We start from the raw sequence: 16954 nt of genomic DNA, 5'->3' as shown, positions 1-16954 counted from the left end.
ATCTCAACGAAGTAAACTACTTCTCATTTTTTATGCGTTAGGATGATGTCCTGCTCAATAAGAAAATGAATATATATCTATTTATTAAAGGAAAACTAAACAGGCTATGAAAGTACTCCAAGAGCTAATTGCTATAATAACTAAAAATAAAACACGCCAAATTGAAATTATTGGACAAACTGCGGCAGAGAATGCTACCAAAATACAAGAGCTATACGAAAAAATAGCTTATAACGAATTTGAATCTGAAGAAGATGCTGCTATTTATTTTTTTAATAAACCTGCAACTTCCTCTAGCTTTAGAAACCTCAAAAACACTTTAAAAAATAGATTGCTCAATACAGTCTTTTTTATCGATGTTAGTCAAAGTCAATTTAACGAAAACCAAAAAGCTTATTTAAATTGTTGGAAAAATTGGGCTGCAGCCAAAATTCTAATTGGAAAAGCAGCTAGATTGGCCCCCTTAGAAATTGCTGAAAAGATTTTACAACAATCTATTTACTATGAGTTTACAGATTTATCTGTAGACATCCTTCGCTTCCTTCGCAAACATTACAGCCATTTTAGTCAAAAACCAGAGTTATTTGATCATTACAATTGCTTATTCAAAAAATACAATGAAATCCTGAATACAGAAGATGAAGCCAATGAGTATTACTTAAAACTAGTTGCGAAATACACCAATAAAAACGCCAAAAAAGAAGAAATACATCTTTTTGCCAAGGAAAGCTACAGGCAAATAAAAGATTATATGGAAAATTATTGCTCTCAAAAACTACACTTGTTTGGCAATATGATCCGGATTTTCATTTACATGAGTATCAATGATTATCACTCTACCATTCAAGTTTGTAAAAGAGCTATCCGTTTTTTTGAAAGCAAGGAGTATGTAGCACGAACACCAATGTTGGTATTTTATCACCAACAGCTTGTTTGCCACACACAGCTGAAACAATACGATAATGGTGAACGAATAGCAAAGCGTTGTTTAGACTTGATATCAAAAGAAGATAAATACAATTGGTTTAAGACTATTGAACTGATATTTATTTTAGCAGTTCACAGTAAAAAATTTAATAAAGCCTATCAATATTTTCAACTAGCAAAAAACCATAAATTCCTTAAATATCAACCTAATAGTGTCAAAGAATCATGGAAAATTTATGAGGCTTATATTCATTATCTCATCAAACTAAAGAAAATTCCAACTGTAAATGATGAGATGGCATTAAGCAAATTTAAACTAGGTAAGTTTATCAATGAGGTACCTTCATTATCAAAGGATAAAAGAAAATACAATATCCCAATCCTTATTATTCAAATTCTCTTCTTGATCCTCCAAAAAAGATATAATCATGCGATCGATAGAATTGAAGCGATTGATAAATATTGCTATCGATACCTCAGAAGAAATGATACGTTTAGGAGTAACTGCTTTATTAAAATGTTATTACTTATTCCAAGTTCTAGCTTTCACAAAGCAGCCATTGAAAGAAAAGCAATGAAGTACTTAACTCAGCTGAAGAAAACGCCTTTAGAAGTTGCTAATCAACCACACGAAGTAGAAATTATTCCCTATGAAATCCTCTGGGAAATGGCCTTAAATTCGTTAGAAAACAAATTTTATAAAGAAAGGAAAACAGGAAGACAATAGTAAGGTGCTAGGTGGTGATTATCACATTTTATCCTCCGTCTCAAAGTAGCTATTTGCCATTTTGAGCAGTTGCTCATACGTAAATCTACAAGCGGGATAGCTTGGATATTGAGACATAACATTGGCTACATGAGGTTTATAAAATTCTCCATTGGCATCCACTTTCATATTGATGAATCTTCAAAATTGCTGATAATAAAGCACAATTCATCCATCGGGCCTATTAGGTTGTTGGAGTTGACGTAAAACGAAAATTTCAAGATTAAATGAAGGGTTATATATTAAGTAGTTTGCCCGAGACCATGTCTGCCAGCAGGCTGGAATTGGCATAATAAAATTCAGCCAATCATGCGTAGCTTCCATGTAGTCAGCTACTTATAATTTCTAAGCAAACAATTTTATTATACAAGCAATTTTGACTAGCCGCTTATGCGGAAGTTTCCAATAGATATGGGAATAAAAATACTGATATTTAATACATTCTAGGGGTAAAAAAAGAGGATGCAATTAAAGTAGCTATAGACTTGCTAAATTAAGACTGCGCTATTCGCAGAATGTTTTCTTGATCATCCCTACAGACAATAAGGTAAGGTAGTTTTAGAAAGACGATTACCCCAATGTGATTCTTTAGGTTATTCGCAGCTGGTAAGGATAAAACCTTTCAACACTCACCCAACAAACTGCCAATATCTTGCAATCAATAGCTTCTTTTTTTGAGGATATCCTAATTACCCCCTACTCTACGACGCACATCATTATTAGCCGTTTTAGCTCTTTTTCTTTGTTTACGTACATCGTCTTGTCCAAAATTATAAGAGAATGACAGACGGAAAATGCGACTATCCCAGTTATTTTCGACATAAGAAGAGATGTTTGTATAATCTGCTTTTCTTCTTGTGATATTCTTCAGGAAAAGGTCACTGCCTGAAAGCGAAATATAAGCTGCTCCTTTCAGTACCGTCTGGCTAATACGGAATCCTAAATTCCAGTAATTTAAGGTCTGAGATACATCGTAATAAACATTTGAGCTGTAATATAAATTCAGATTAGCCCGTAGAGCCTTACTGATTTTGAAACTTGGATTTAAGGAAATATTGTAAGTATCATATTCAAACACTTCCTCTACACCTTCGCTTACAAGCGATTGACTTCCAAAGGAATAAACAAAGTTGGCATTCAATGAGAACCATTTCTTTATCTTTCCATTATAGCCCGCAATCCATACAAATTTTTCGTAGCTTCCATTATTCTGTTTAATTCCTGCTACTACATTTGAATTTGATTCAACTTGGCTAAAACCTAGGATTCGATTGTTGGCTTTTTCGTATCGTGCACTAATAAAGTATTTGTCATTATAAAAATATCTAGCCTCTACACTATGCGGGAAAAACGGTTGTAATTGAGGATTCCCCACATAATAAAAGAATGCACTAGTATATCTTCTAAATGGAATCAATTGTCCAAATCGAGGACGTCTAATTTTCTTTTGGTAAGCCAATACCACATAATGCTTTTCACTTAGGCTTTTCGCCAAAAATACACTTGGAAAAACATTCAAATATCGATCGCCAATGGAAGCAAAAAGGCTGCTAGCACTACCCTCGTAATCTGTTAATTCAGAACGAAGACTCACTCGATAATTAAAAAACTTGCTCTTTCCTCTAATATCTACATAAGCTGCATAGATATCCTCTCGATAATTGAGTGTATCTAATAAACTCAGTGTATTGGTTCCATTGTCAAACAGTTGATTTAAAGTCTGGTCAATATTCGATTGTGAGTATTTCAAACCAGCATCTATCTTCCAAGTTGTAAACTTCTTTTGATAATCTAGCTTTACACCAAATAAGCGGTTTCGACTTCCAATGTCTTGGAACCGTTTATCTGGCGCATGCAAAGGTTCCATGCTGGTATTCAGTGTATTAAAGATTTGATCACTAGCAGAAGTATTATCAATAATATCATAGTCAATATCTAGATTGATAAATGCTCCTGTAGAGTCAAGGATTGTTTTATTATTTAAGTTAAAAGTATTAGATGAATAATCTCCAGTCGTTTCATCATCAATACTTACCAATGAATCTAATTGTCCATTATTAAAAATATTGGATAAACCTCGAAGTGATCGATTGGCTTCATCTTGAGAACCGACATATTTAAAACCCAAGATAGATTTAGGATGCAGATCATAATCCACCCCTACAGTATAATTGTAACCAGTGCCTTCTGGGCGTACCTTACTGGATTCATTGATTTCGGTATTTCCACTATCAAAATCAATGGCTCTATTATTAATAGATCTTTCTGTACGACGATCATTATAATAACCAGCATCCGCAAAAAGACTAAGGTTTCCATATTGCATATGAAAATCCACACCGCTTGTTCCAGAAAGAAACTCAGAGCGTTGTATAGCTGTCGTGGATAGGCCTGCTGTATAACCGTCCCCTTCACGTCTTTGCGTAATGATATTTATCACTCGGCCATCGAAGGATGCATCCTGAGCAGCACCTGGATCTGCAATTAACTCAATTCGTTTAATGGCATAAGCCCCTTTTTTATTCAGATAATTACCAATCTGGGTTGGACTTAATTTAGTGGGACGACCATCGATCAATATTTTTACACCTTTCCCAAGATAGGAAATATCGTTTTCTTGCACTAAAACGCCAGGTGCATTTTCCAAAATCTCAATAGCATTATTCCCAAGGGTATTTTTACCATCTATCTGTAGTACTAGGCGGTCTGCTTCTTGCTTGATGATCTTTCGATCTGCTTTTACTGTTACTAAATCAATCCATTTAGCATCAGGAATCAGTTGGACTTTAATATCATTTGATTCTTTTGATAAATCATAAGGACTCTTCCAAATTTCATATCCTAGATAACTAATTTCAACTTGGATTTGATCCGTTTTACCTTTTTCAAAAGAGAAAACACCTAATGTATCGGTATAACCCGCCATCCACAAATCTTCTCCCTCAAAGACTTGTACTGTCGCATTTGGGACGGGGCTTTCTGTTTCATCTTGAATGATAAAGCGATACGCTTTTGCATCCTGCCCGAATGATATAGAATGCACGAAAATGTTCAGTAACAGGCATAGGGTACCTGTTATGCAATAATTCAAACGCATAATGATTCTTGATTTTAAGTTTGTTCATTCTTATGCTACAAACTTGCATGCATTTCGCTCCAATTCCTCAGACAGCTAGACTTATACCGACAATTACTGTTATCCATACTACCTTCGATTCCAAATCAATAAATTATTGAAAATCAATATTTTAAATGACTACCTTATACTAAAATATAGGCATTCTTTTTTCAAAGAGGAAAATGGTTGGACCGATCAAAAAACAAAGTATTTACTTGACTTTGTTGAATACTTATTTAAATTTGTATGATATCGAATAGCTAATGAGCAACTGCGAAGTAAAATGATCACTGCCCTTCAAACATTCGCTACTCTTTAGCAAACTAGTTCTACAGCACATTCAACTTTAAACCAATATTTATTCATTGCATTAGTACTTTCATTGAGAGTAATTACACTACAGCCTTAAGACTTAAACGGAAGCTTAACAACTCATTACTTTACTTTCCTGATTCACTTCAGCAAAATAAATTATAATTACGCATTTAAACATAAGCTTACACATCGCCCGAGAGAAGTACTTATTCGTAATTAAGTTTAGACGATAGCTTTGCATGAACACGCAAAATTTGACTAAGAAGAACTTTTATTTTCAGATCTATTCGTCGCTAACGAAGTAAAAATTAACGGTATGCGAATACTACAAGAACTAGTAACGATCATCAATAAAAATAAAGTCCGCCAAATAGAAGTGATTGGCAATCAATATAATAAGGACACCAAAGTAAATCAGTTATATGAAGGTGTCCTTGCTGGTCAATTCAAGTCAGACCAAGAAGCAGCAACTCATTTTTTCAATCAAGATGAAAAGTCTTCCGCTTATAGAAATTTAAAAAACACCCTCAAGAAGCGATTGATTAATACAGTATTTTTTATCGATCTCAAACAACCTTATTACAATGATCAACAAAAGGCATATTACCATTGCTGGAAAGAATGGGCAGCGGTAAAAATACTTACAGGCAAATCTGCAAAGGTATCCGCTAATGAGCTATGTAAAAATATTCTTTCTCCTGCCGTCAAGTACGAATTTACCGATTTATTAGTTGAAATATTTCGCTTGCTTCGCAGTAATGCTGCTACGATTGAAAGAGATGAAAAGAACTTTGAGCTATATAACGAACGCTTTCAATATTATACACAAATGTGGCTAGCAGTAGGTAAAAGTGAAGAATTATACTGTCGACTCATTAGCCTTTACCACAGGGCCAATTTCTCTAAACAAGAAATTCACGAAACAGCCAAAGCTTATTACGAGGAACTAAAGCCCATCATGGATGAGTTTGATACCTACAAAATTCACCTTTGTGGCCGTCTAATTCACATGGCCATATATATGAGTATCAATGATTACGTAAATACAGTCAAGGCATGCGACGACGCAATAGATTTTTTTGAAGGTAAAAGTTATGTCTCAGTATTGGCTTTACAAACATTTCTCAATCAAAAGCTCATTTGTTACACACAACTCAAAGAGTATGAAGCAGGAAGAGATGCTGCTATGAGGAGCAACAGTATTATACAGGAAGGTAAATTCAACTGGTTCAAAAACTTAGAGTTATTTTTTATTCTTTGTCTGCATACCCAAAAATATCAAGAAGCTTATGAAGTTTTCGATCAGGTTATCAACCATAAACTACTAAAATTCCAACCTAAAAGTATAGTGGAAACATGGAAAATTAATGAAGCCTATGTCCATTATTTAGTCATTCTCGGAAATGTTAAACCTAGAAGAGACGATAATCGTTTTAATAAGTTTAAACTAGGCCGCTTCCTGAATGAAGTCACCTCTTTCTCCAAAGAAAAAAGACGTAGAAATATTCCAATTCTCATTGTGCAAGTCCTCTTCCTCATCCTCCAAAAGAGATACAATGACGCTATTGATCGTATTGAGGCCGTAGACAAATATTGCTATAGATATCTCCGAAAAGATGATTCTTTCCGAAGCAACTGTTTTATCAAATTATTACTACTTATCCCTTCTTGTAGCTTCCACAAGGCTGCCGTAACAAGAAAAGCAAAGAAATACACCAAACAGCTGAGTGAAGTCCCGCTAGAAGTTGCTAATCAACCACACGAAGTAGAAATCATTCCCTATGAAACCCTCTGGGAAATGGCCTTAAATTCGTTAGAGAACAAATTTTATAAAGAAAACAAAACAGGAAGACAATAGTAAGGTGCTAGGTGGTGATTACCACATTTTATCCTCTGCCTCAAGATAGTTATTTGCCATTTTGAGCAGTTGCTCATACGTAAATCCACAAGCGCAATAGCTTGGATATTGGGACATAACATTGGCTACATGAGGTTTATAAAATTCTCCGTTGGCATCTGTCTTCGTACTGATAAAACGACAGGAATCTTGAGGCGATAAATAAGAAGGAATGATGGCTTCTCCTAAGACGTAAGGATCTGAGGGCGTATCACAGATTTGATCGCCATCTGTTTCACAGTTATCGCCATTTACGAGCTCAATGCCATTCCCTTCGAAAGTATTGAACAATCCCATATAGGCACCTATTTCATGGGCAATCCATTTAGTATCTTCAAAGACACACTCTTTTTTAACTAAGGCACCTAAGGCAGTAACATCTTGTATCCCACCAATATCCGCATAGCCACAGTCAAAAGGAAGATATATAATATCTGTCACGAAGAATAAATTAAACCGATTATTTTGATGATATTTTACTTGCATCTCTTCCCAATGATTTTCAGACATGAGTGAATCATATTGGAAGTTATCAATCATTCTAAATTCACAAATTTCGAATGATAAACAAATGGGCGAAAAAAAGCTATTTGTGGTATCCATTACAGCAAGTATTTCTTCCTCTGTAATCCCGGTATTTCCAAAAGAATCTCGAACAATATGCGCTACGACACTTACCTTCTTATTAAGGCATGGCAAAGGAGCTTGCTTAGTATGGTAAGGCTGAGCAAAAGCAATCGAGCAAACAAACAATAAAGAAAAAATGGTAGCGATTATTGTTTTCATAACTTTTGTTGGTAAACAATGAAATAACTATTTATATTGCAATATATATATTTCAATAAATAATTTCTGCTACTCCTACTTTTTTTATGGAAAATAGCAACCGAAAGACGAATTTATAAGTTCCAACTTTTAAGTCTTGGAAAGCTCTTTTCCCAAGACTTAAAGGCTTGAAGCTGTGAAGATTAATTTGCTTAAAAAATTCCAATTTATGAGAATTGCTCTGCTCCTCTCTTTTGCGCTTAGTTTTAGCTTTTTTAACCTATTACATGGCCAAACTGCCTCAGAAACACAAGGTTGTGCACCTCTATTTGTAACTTTTACACCGCCTACGGGTTCATCCACTTACTTCTGGGATTTTGATAATGGTGGCACTTCTGTGCTGGAAAATGCTTCTACGACTTTTACAGAAGCAGGAACCTATGATGTATCTTTTAGTGAAAGTCAAGGTGGACCTATTATAGGTACCATTACCATAACTGTTTTCGAAACGCCCATCCTGAGCTTTGAAGCAGATACCACAATAGGCTGCGCACCTTTCTTAGTAAACTTTACTAATAATTCCATTATTCCTGATGGGCTAGATATAATAGCTTACAACTGGACTTTTGGTGATGGTGGTTCTGTAGAAGAAGAGAATCCAGCTTATACCTATCAGGAAGGGGGAGTTTATAATGTTTCCCTTCAAATCATATCAAGCATTGAAAGTTGTAATTCAAATTCAATAATCATTGAAACTAATCTTATTGACGTAAGTGATGGTCCAAATACTATGTTTACAACTAATCCTAGTCCGCCATCGGCCTGCGTTCCTCCTTTAAACGTTACGATCAACAATACCACTGACAGTGACCTGTCCGTGACTTATGAGTGGGACTTTGGAAATGGCAATACCTTCGCAGGTATTAATCCACCAGCACAAAACTATGATTCAGATGGTAATTTCCCAATCAGTCTTACAGCAACAGACGAAAATGGTTGTGCCGTAACTTTCACACAGGATGTATCTATTGGAGAACCATTAGCTAATTTCAATATTCCTGATACGGTTTGTTTGGATGAATTAGTAACTATTACTAACCTTTCAGACAATGGCTTCTACAACTGGAATTTTGGGGAAACTTCTTCTCCTTCTACAAGTACAACTTCTTCTCCTTCTGTTCGATTTAGAATACCTGGACCACAAGAAGTTAGCCTTTCAGTAATAACAACTGATGGTTCTTGTACAGGAGATACCACCATTACCATTTTTGTAGACGATCCTGATCCATCTTTCGTCTCTGACCCTAACTATAGTTGTTCTGATCCATTTGATATCAACTTTGAAGCTACTTCTCCTGATGCTGTAGCATGGGATTGGATATTTTATAATGATTCTATTGCACAGGGCCCCACCTCAATGGTCACCTATACTAATCCAGATTCAACCATCTACTCTAAAAATGGTAGAATTGAAATTCCTACAACTTTAGTTGTTACAAATCCATCTGGATGTCGAGATACTTTAATCAGGTTCGATACCATTTATCAGCCTAATGCTTTATACATGCCTGATGTCATTGATGGCTGTGCACCGCTAACAGTAACCTTCGCCGATTCAAGTGACTCTAGGGAAGAGATCATTCTATGGGAATTTGATTATGGCGATGGCACAATGGACACCTTTACCAATGATGATGATCACACACATACTTATACCGAACCTGGTGTTTATGAAACAGTGCTGAATATTCAAAATGAAGCTGGTTGTGTTGATACATCCTATGTTTTACTCATAGAAGTTGGTGGCCCAATAGACGTAAGTTTTAATGGCCCTGGCCCTCTCGAAATATGCCCCGGTGATACCGTCACCCTTGAGAGTATGGTCAATCCAGATGATTTGGAAGATGTAGATGCTTATCATTTCGAAACCGATAACGGTCGATCCTTCCATTGTTTCCAAGAAGATTCACTTAGCTGGATATTTGACACCGAAACAGGTGCAATGGATGTATCACTAACCCTTGAATATAACGGTTGTCAAACCGTCATTACCGAAGAAGATTATATCACAGTCAATGGCCCAATTGCTCGAATTGATTACCTCATTGAATGTGAAAGCCCATACGATGTGATGTTTAGAGATAGCAGCTATGATGCGACCTCTGTAAGTTGGGACTTTGGAGATATGACAACAAGCATGAATAATGACGAAACACATACTTACTTAGAACGCGGTGATTACACGGTTATACTTACAGCAGAAAATGCTGGTTCAGGTTGCCCTGCATCGATGGACACCGCATTAGTATGCATTCGCGAAGTAATAGCAGATATTGAATTAGATACCATTCTGTGCCGTGGACAAGAATATCAATTGATTGCGGGTGGTTCTCAAGATGTACACGCAGATTGCTGGAAAGGTTATGAATGGGATTTTGAGATATCTGGTCGTCCAATTACGACCCAAGATGATACGATTCCTTTTAACTTCCCAACTAGTGGTGATGAAATTATCCAACTAGTGGTAGAAGATATAAACGGTTGTACAGATACTACTACATTAGATGCTACAGTATATGGAGTGGACGCTTCATTTATACAATCGGATACTTCTATTTGTTTAAATGGTACCGTACCTGTTGATTTTATTGATACCAGTGTTGGGGATACAACTATTGTCACTTGGAGTTGGTCATTTGGTTCTGATGAACAGAATCCTTCTAACATTTTTACTGGAGACTTTATGGATACGATAAGGTTCACTTTAGTCGCTTCCGATGTCTTTGGATGTCCAGGCACGGTAGAAGGTTTTGTAAGAGTTTATCAGCCATTTAGTGCCATTATTGCTGAACCATTTCCTGCCAATATCTGTATTGGCGAAGAAGTTGACTTCCTTGCAACTGACTTTACTGGTGGTGGGTCATTCCTCAATTTTGAATGGGACTTTGGAAATGAAACTGTTGCTACTGGCTCTCCTGTTATGGCCACCTACAATGAAACGGGTACATACAATGTGCTTATGACTTTCACGGAGGATGTTTCGGGTTGTAGCGGCCAACGAACAACTGAAGTGAATGTACAAGAACCCCCTAACATCGATTTCACTTTCGATGGTGAAAATGATCCTATTATTTGTGGTCCTGGCCAAATCAACTTCTTTGGAAATGTAGAATCCGAATTTCCTGTAACTTACAATTGGAATGCAAGTAATGGTGAAACAGGCTTTACTGAGGATGTTGAACTTGCATTCGATTTAGGCACATTTGATGTTGATTTTATCGTTTCTACCATTCCTAGTGGTTGTGCAGATACGATTACGAAGCAAATTACATTAGTTGGCCCTCAAGGTGATTTTGAACTCTCTGATGAAGTAATCTGTGATGGCGATATCATTACATTCACCTTAGTAGATACATCTGATGTTTCCTCTTACATATGGGACTTCGGTGATGGTGCGATAGAAGAAAATATTACACCTATTGATCACCAATATATAGTAGACGCTAGTGGACTAAGAACCGTTGTCTTAACTATTCGTGGTGCAGATGATGCTTGTGAAAGTGCCATTAGTAAAACAATTGATATCACTAAAGTAGTAGCAGATTTTACCTCCGAATCAGGAGATTTTGAAATTTGTGTCAACTCGGAGGTTAACCTAGTCAATACCTCTGTAGATGCCAATGAATTTGATTGGGACTTTGGCAATGATGAGACCTCCTCAGTCGGAAACCCCACTATTGTTTATGATGCAGAAGGTGTATATACGGTCAGCCTATTAGCAACAGATACCGAATCTGGTTGTAACGATGAAACCATGAGAGATATCTTCGTAAATAGTACCCCAATTTTTGGTTATGAAGTAGATACGATCTGTAAAAGGGATACCTTCCCCTTGGAAATAGATGAGGATATCATTGATCTTACACCAGAAGAACTAATGGGATATACTTTCCAATGGAACGTCATCTCTCCTTCTTCCGCTACGATATCAGATGACACCTTAGCGACGCCTGAAGTAGTGGCAGTAACAGATGAAGATATCGAACTTAGTGTAACTATCACTGATCCAACCGGCTGTACGGGTGATATATTGGTTACTGTCCCTGTATTCCCATTAACAGAATGTATAGATGTGGCCGTACCAAATGTCTTTACACCTAATGGCGACAGCCGAAATGATTTCTTTAACTACGTAACGAATGGTATTCCAGAAGATGGCGATGTCACCGTAATTGAATTGAAGATATTCAATCGTTGGGGACAACTAGTTTACGATAATAATGATCCACTCAATGGGTGGGATGGTCAATATAATGGCAATCCAGCACCATCTGATGTTTACGTTTATAAAATGCTACTCCTTATTGGAACCGAGACTAGAAATATCACTTTTGAAAGCAAAGGTGACGTGAGCCTGGTAAGATAATTCTTAACTACGTGACTGTGTGAGAAGGAGAATTCTACCCCATCACACAGTCACACCCACTCACAAAATCTCCAAAACCACGCCCTTCATCACAAAATGGACAAAAGAACGCACCTCCTCTGTCTGAAAGACTTCCTTCACGCCTAATCGACACAAAAAGCACCAGTCTCCAAGATCACTTAAAGCCTTTGATTTTAGTTTCTTTTGCTCACCAGCAAAACCACTATTTTGAATAATAATCCAACCTTGGTCGGTTTCTAACAGACGATCAATCATGGTCTCAAATAATTGGCCTTTGTAGAAAAGTCGAATGGAAAATTTCACAAAATCTTGCTTGACCACATATTGCCTATCCAGATACTGCTGAAAGGCATCTCCATAATGGACAACGGCAGGAGCATCTACCAAGTCTGATACTTTAAATCGATCTAATAATCCTTGACTAATCTTAAGTTTTAGAGCTGAATCAAAAGATTTACGATCAGCGGCTAGATATGACTTTATGGCCTTTGCAACAACGTATTGGTCTTGTTCCGCTTGAAGTATGATCCTCTTAGGTAAATGCGTCGGAGTATCGCATTTGGCATCCACTTCACTACCCAGTCTCTTCTTTCTCAAATCAATGACCGCCATTTCATGTTTTTGCTTTCCATTTCGTTCTTCCCATTGTTCAATCTGCTCGACGGCCTGTTCTTCATGTGGGAAAGTTTTTGGATACACCTGGACTTCTGTCTTTTTATACAGTATATTTCCGTTCCACTCCCAAGGAGATTCAAAAGTATCTGCATCTAAGGTGGGGTAATCTTCTTGGCCTTTATGCCATACTCTATTGAGCCATTTAGGAGATTTGGCACGCGTAGGAAACACCAAGTAATCTCTAGCCCGAGTGATTCCGACATACAACAATCGGGCTTCCTCTTGCAAAGCATCTTCTACTACCCTAGCCTTCGCCTCACTATCCTTTAATTGATTTTCCAAATGGGTATTCCGAATTTGATCGGCATAAGGATTGACCCAATAACGTAGCCAGCGATTTCCAAGGACATGATCCAGATCCACTTCTTCCTTTTCAGAAATAATATGGATACCCCAAACATCAGCACGCAAATTCGTTTCCAGGCTATGGCAAATTACAATCGGCCATTCCAAACCTTTACTCTTATGATAGGTCAATACATTCACTGCATCAGGACCTTCTCCCGATGCTTGCATATCTTTTTGATCATTCTGCAAATCATTTAGCCACAACAAAAAGCCACCCAAAGATGCTGAGGAGTGCATTCGATTACAAGCTTCTTCATACTGTAATGATAGCTTTCGAATCACCTCTACATTATCTAAACGGCGATCTGTATTCCCCCAAGCTCGGATAACTGCTCTCAAGTTCAACTCCTCCAAAACCAAATCTAAAGTTTCCGAACTAGAGTACTCTAATACCCGTTCTCTCAGCTCATTCAATTGTTTGATAATCGGATATTGTACAGCCCATGTGCCCATTCCTTGCACCTGCAATTCCTTCAAAAAAGCTAAACGATCTTCGATAATATCTTCAATTGGTATTCGGCCAGCCAACAATAAAATCTCGGCAACAGAGAGCGAATCACGCCTATTTAAAATATACTTCAAACAAGCCATAAGCAAAACTACTTCTGCCGTTTGCAATAGGCCATTTCTAGCAATAGCTACTTTAAAACCTGCTTGATACAAAGACTCCGCTACGGTAGCACATTCGGCATTTGACCGGCATAGAATAGCTACATCTCCCGCTTTCGCTAAACGGGCCTCCTTTTCGCCTTTCGGCAAAATCGTTACGCCTTCATCTAGCATAGTGCGGAGGGAATTAGCAATGCAGTTTTCCATCCATGGTTTCCCAGGTACTCTTTTTCCACCATCTTCCGTTTGAAAATGCCAATGGACCAAAGCTTCGCCCATTTCTATAGGTTCATTAGCCTTATTGACACTCTCCGGGTCTGCTATTTTTTTACGCTTTGGAATGAGCGCTACCTGCTCTTCTGGTAAATGATCAAATGCTTTACAGAACAAAGCATTTGTCGTAAATACCACCTCTTCTCTAGATCGCCATGAATACTTTTGAATATCTTCTGGACGTACACCACCTGTCTTTTCCATTACTGCTTTCATCAATCGCGGCTCTGCCCCTCTAAAACCATAAATAGATTGTTTGGGGTCTCCAACCCAGATGGAATACTTTGCCATCTGCGAAAGCTTCAAAAAGATTTCTAATTGTAAAGGACTGGTATCTTGAAACTCATCGACCATCAATAAATCCAACTCCTCTTCTAATACGGTACGAACACGCTCCTTCTCCAACAAGCGCTTAATCAGCACCTCCATATCTGTGTAATCAATCAATCCACGGTTCTTCTTATATTGATCATACTCCTCCAAAGCAGCAATAGAGATATCAAATACCAAATCAATATAGTCTTTGATATCCTTTTGAAAAGCTGGATTAACCAAATGCAAATTCGCGGTTTCCCGCAAATTTGTTGTGTCATCCTTGCTCTTCGCTCCTACCTTTATCTTTGAAATCTTTACCCATTGATGCCAAAACAATTCGCCTCTTAGCTCCAAAGTCTTTAAAAAGGCTTTTAAATCATCAATCGCTGATCTAGTTGTTTTTGTTTCATCCTCATTGTCTTCCAAAGCTCGAATCGTTTGGCTTAAAGCCAACTGCAAACGCTGATTAAAGCTTGTGGAATTTTGATCTTTTACATCGCCTAAAAAGACAGCAAAGCTGCTGAATGACTTTTGCTTGCTTTCCTCTAGTATCTCTTTATCAAAATCATTGGCTCTTGCGACATCTGTCAAATACTTGATCTCTCGACGCCAATCATAATGTTGCTTTTTACTTAGGCCCAACTTATTACACAAATCCTCCATTCGCTCCACCCGCTCATTCGTCAGTACCATCGATAAAGACTGATTAAATAAAACCTGCGAATCTTCATCTGCAATGATATCCACCTGTGGAGAAACCCCAGCCTCAAATGCAAATCGCTGCAATAACTTCACACCAAGACCATGCACTGTGCCTATGAGTGCATTAGACAAAGCATCAGCCTGCTCATTTAAGCCCTCCTCTAGCAAGCGCACCCTTACCCGCTCTTGCAACTCTGCAGCAGCTTTTTTAGTAAAGGTAGTCGCAATAATTCCATTCGCTCGCACACCTGACTTTAATAGCTCAACCATCTCACTGGTTAATCGATAAGTTTTTCCACTTCCTGCTCCAGCCGATATAATTCTTAATTGCATATATTTCCACTTCTGAAATTAAGAGTGTGTTTAAATTTTATTCAAACTGATAATCAACGATTTGAGCTTGCCTACCAGTCAAGGTAGGGTTTTGGCTAACGATTTGTGAAGGCGTTTAGCGAGCTAAATAACTGATCCAATCGGACGCCAAAGTTCTCAAAACTTTGGTTTTCAGGCAGTAGAAAATTTAAACATGCTCTTAGATTCTTTGGGGAATAACTTTCCATAATTATTCCCCAAAGCACTATTTATCTTTTAGGATACCTGCCTTTTGAATCTCTCTTAGAATTCCTTCTGAATTAAGATTTGAAGAGTTGTCTAAAAGTGCGATACAAGTTTTTTCTTTTACGTTGCGACCAAAGAAGGTCCTTGCACCTAGCCAGCTACCATTATGCCAAATCATATTCCCTTGTATGACCCAACCGAAACCATAGTTCGTTTCTTTCCCATCAGGTAAACTAGGAGGAGTAAAAGCTTCATTGATACTTTCTTGGCTGATAATATCATTACCATACCAGAATTTATCCCAAATCAAAAAATCTTCTACACTACAGAACACTGCACCATCTCCTGCTACACCATCAAGCAAAGTAGGTTTTAAGGTCTTTTTTAGCATACCGTCGAAGTCATCGGTCTTGTTGGGGAAGGTTTCATCAGCAGAAAAGAGGTTCCATACTCTCGAATTTTTCATACCCATAGGTTCGAAAAGTTCTGATTGCATAAATGCTTCGAAGGTTTGGCCAGATACTGTTTCAACAATTCCTGCTAATAGAACATAATTGGTATTAGAGTATTGGTAAGTAGTTCCCGCTTTCGCTAAAACTTCCTCTGGGTGTTGACTGACTAATTGCACCATCCCTTGAATACTCAGAGTATCCCCTTTTTTCTCTTTATGTTTCTCGAATAAAGACATATAGTTATCTGGCGTTCCAGAAGTCTGGTTAAGTAGATGTCTAACTTTCACTTCTGGATAAGGATAATCTTTTAAGTAAGTTATTACGGGGGCGTCTAGGTCTAACAATCCTTTTTCTTTTAGAATTAGAATGCCAGTAGCCGTAAATTGCTTAGAAACCGATGCTAGTCGGAAAGAAGACTGTGGGGTGAGTGCTTTTTCTTTTTTCATCCCATGCCAACCATAGCCTTTCATGAGTAAAGGTTGATGGTCTTTAGCAATCAAGATAGCACCATTAAATCGACCTTTTTCTTGTAAATCTTGAAGGTAAGCATCAATCTGTTCGATTTTATTTTCTAGAGATGCATTTTCACTAATTTCTAGTGTAGGAATATTGGTGACGTAAAAATAGGCCCATGTAAAACTGCCTAATGCTAGAGCTACAAGCGCTAAAAAAATGTAAAGAGCAATCCTCATTTTGTTTCGTTTTTCTGCAAAATGGAGATTGCTCTTTATTTATGGAAGAATGATCTACGTTTGAACCCAATTATTCGTCTAATCTATAAGCTCCT

General features: G+C 37.4%; 7 protein-coding genes. 3 read left to right on the top strand and 4 right to left on the bottom strand.

Features of this window, described 5'->3' with window-relative positions; translation table 11 throughout:
- Nucleotides 1-106 precede the first annotated feature (106 nt).
- Entirely contained in the window at nt 107-1654 is a 1548-nt protein-coding gene (locus MK119_RS04145) for a hypothetical protein (protein ID WP_290671187.1), read from the top strand.
- Nucleotides 1655-2378: 724 nt separating this feature from the next.
- On the opposite strand, the gene MK119_RS04140 is transcribed toward MK119_RS04145, so the two are convergent.
- Nucleotides 2379-4736, bottom strand: coding sequence for an outer membrane beta-barrel protein (locus tag MK119_RS04140; protein ID WP_290671185.1), 2358 nt, complete (start codon nt 4734-4736; stop codon nt 2379-2381).
- A gap of 706 nt (nt 4737-5442) precedes the next feature.
- Here MK119_RS04140 and MK119_RS04135 point away from each other — a divergent pair.
- Nucleotides 5443-6984: a hypothetical protein gene (locus MK119_RS04135; RefSeq protein WP_290671183.1), complete on the top strand. Its 1542-nt coding sequence runs from the start codon at nt 5443-5445 to the stop codon at nt 6982-6984.
- A gap of 18 nt (nt 6985-7002) precedes the next feature.
- On the opposite strand, the gene MK119_RS04130 is transcribed toward MK119_RS04135, so the two are convergent.
- The gene (locus MK119_RS04130) at nt 7003-7809 is read right to left on the bottom strand and encodes a hypothetical protein (RefSeq protein ID WP_290671181.1); all 807 of its coding nucleotides are present in this window, start codon (nt 7807-7809) and stop codon (nt 7003-7005) included.
- A 208-nt stretch (nt 7810-8017) separates the two neighbouring features.
- Here MK119_RS04130 and MK119_RS04125 point away from each other — a divergent pair, with 208 nt between their 5' ends.
- On the top strand, nt 8018-12214 hold the full coding sequence (locus tag MK119_RS04125; protein WP_290671179.1) for a PKD domain-containing protein: 4197 nt from the start codon (nt 8018-8020) through the stop codon (nt 12212-12214).
- A 60-nt stretch (nt 12215-12274) separates the two neighbouring features.
- Here MK119_RS04125 and MK119_RS04120 read toward each other — a convergent pair whose 3' ends face one another.
- Nucleotides 12275-15490: a UvrD-helicase domain-containing protein gene (locus MK119_RS04120; protein WP_290671178.1), complete on the bottom strand. Its 3216-nt coding sequence runs from the start codon at nt 15488-15490 to the stop codon at nt 12275-12277.
- 244 nt (nt 15491-15734) lie between these two features.
- Nucleotides 15735-16859, bottom strand: a complete 1125-nt coding sequence (locus MK119_RS04115; RefSeq protein ID WP_290671177.1) for a serine hydrolase domain-containing protein — start codon at nt 16857-16859, stop codon at nt 15735-15737.
- Between the last annotated feature and the right edge of the window lie 95 nt (nt 16860-16954).

This window comes from Kordia sp., from assembly GCF_022447245.1.
GTDB lineage: Bacteria > Bacteroidota > Bacteroidia > Flavobacteriales > Flavobacteriaceae > Kordia.
This window is presented reverse-complemented; position numbering and strand designations above follow the sequence as displayed.

Bases quoted from the DNA above. Each gene is read 5' to 3' on its own strand.
- MK119_RS04135 (WP_290671183.1), top strand. From the start codon at position 5,443: ATGCGAATACTACAAGAACTAGTAACGATCATCAATAAAAATAAAGTC.
- MK119_RS04115 (WP_290671177.1), bottom strand. From the start codon at position 16,859: ATGAGGATTGCTCTTTACATTTTTTTAGCGCTTGTAGCTCTAGCATTA.
- MK119_RS04130 (WP_290671181.1), bottom strand. From the start codon at position 7,809: ATGAAAACAATAATCGCTACCATTTTTTCTTTATTGTTTGTTTGCTCG.
- MK119_RS04120 (WP_290671178.1), bottom strand. From the start codon at position 15,490: ATGCAATTAAGAATTATATCGGCTGGAGCAGGAAGTGGAAAAACTTAT.
- MK119_RS04145 (WP_290671187.1), top strand. From the start codon at position 107: ATGAAAGTACTCCAAGAGCTAATTGCTATAATAACTAAAAATAAAACA.
- MK119_RS04125 (WP_290671179.1), top strand. From the start codon at position 8,018: ATGAGAATTGCTCTGCTCCTCTCTTTTGCGCTTAGTTTTAGCTTTTTT.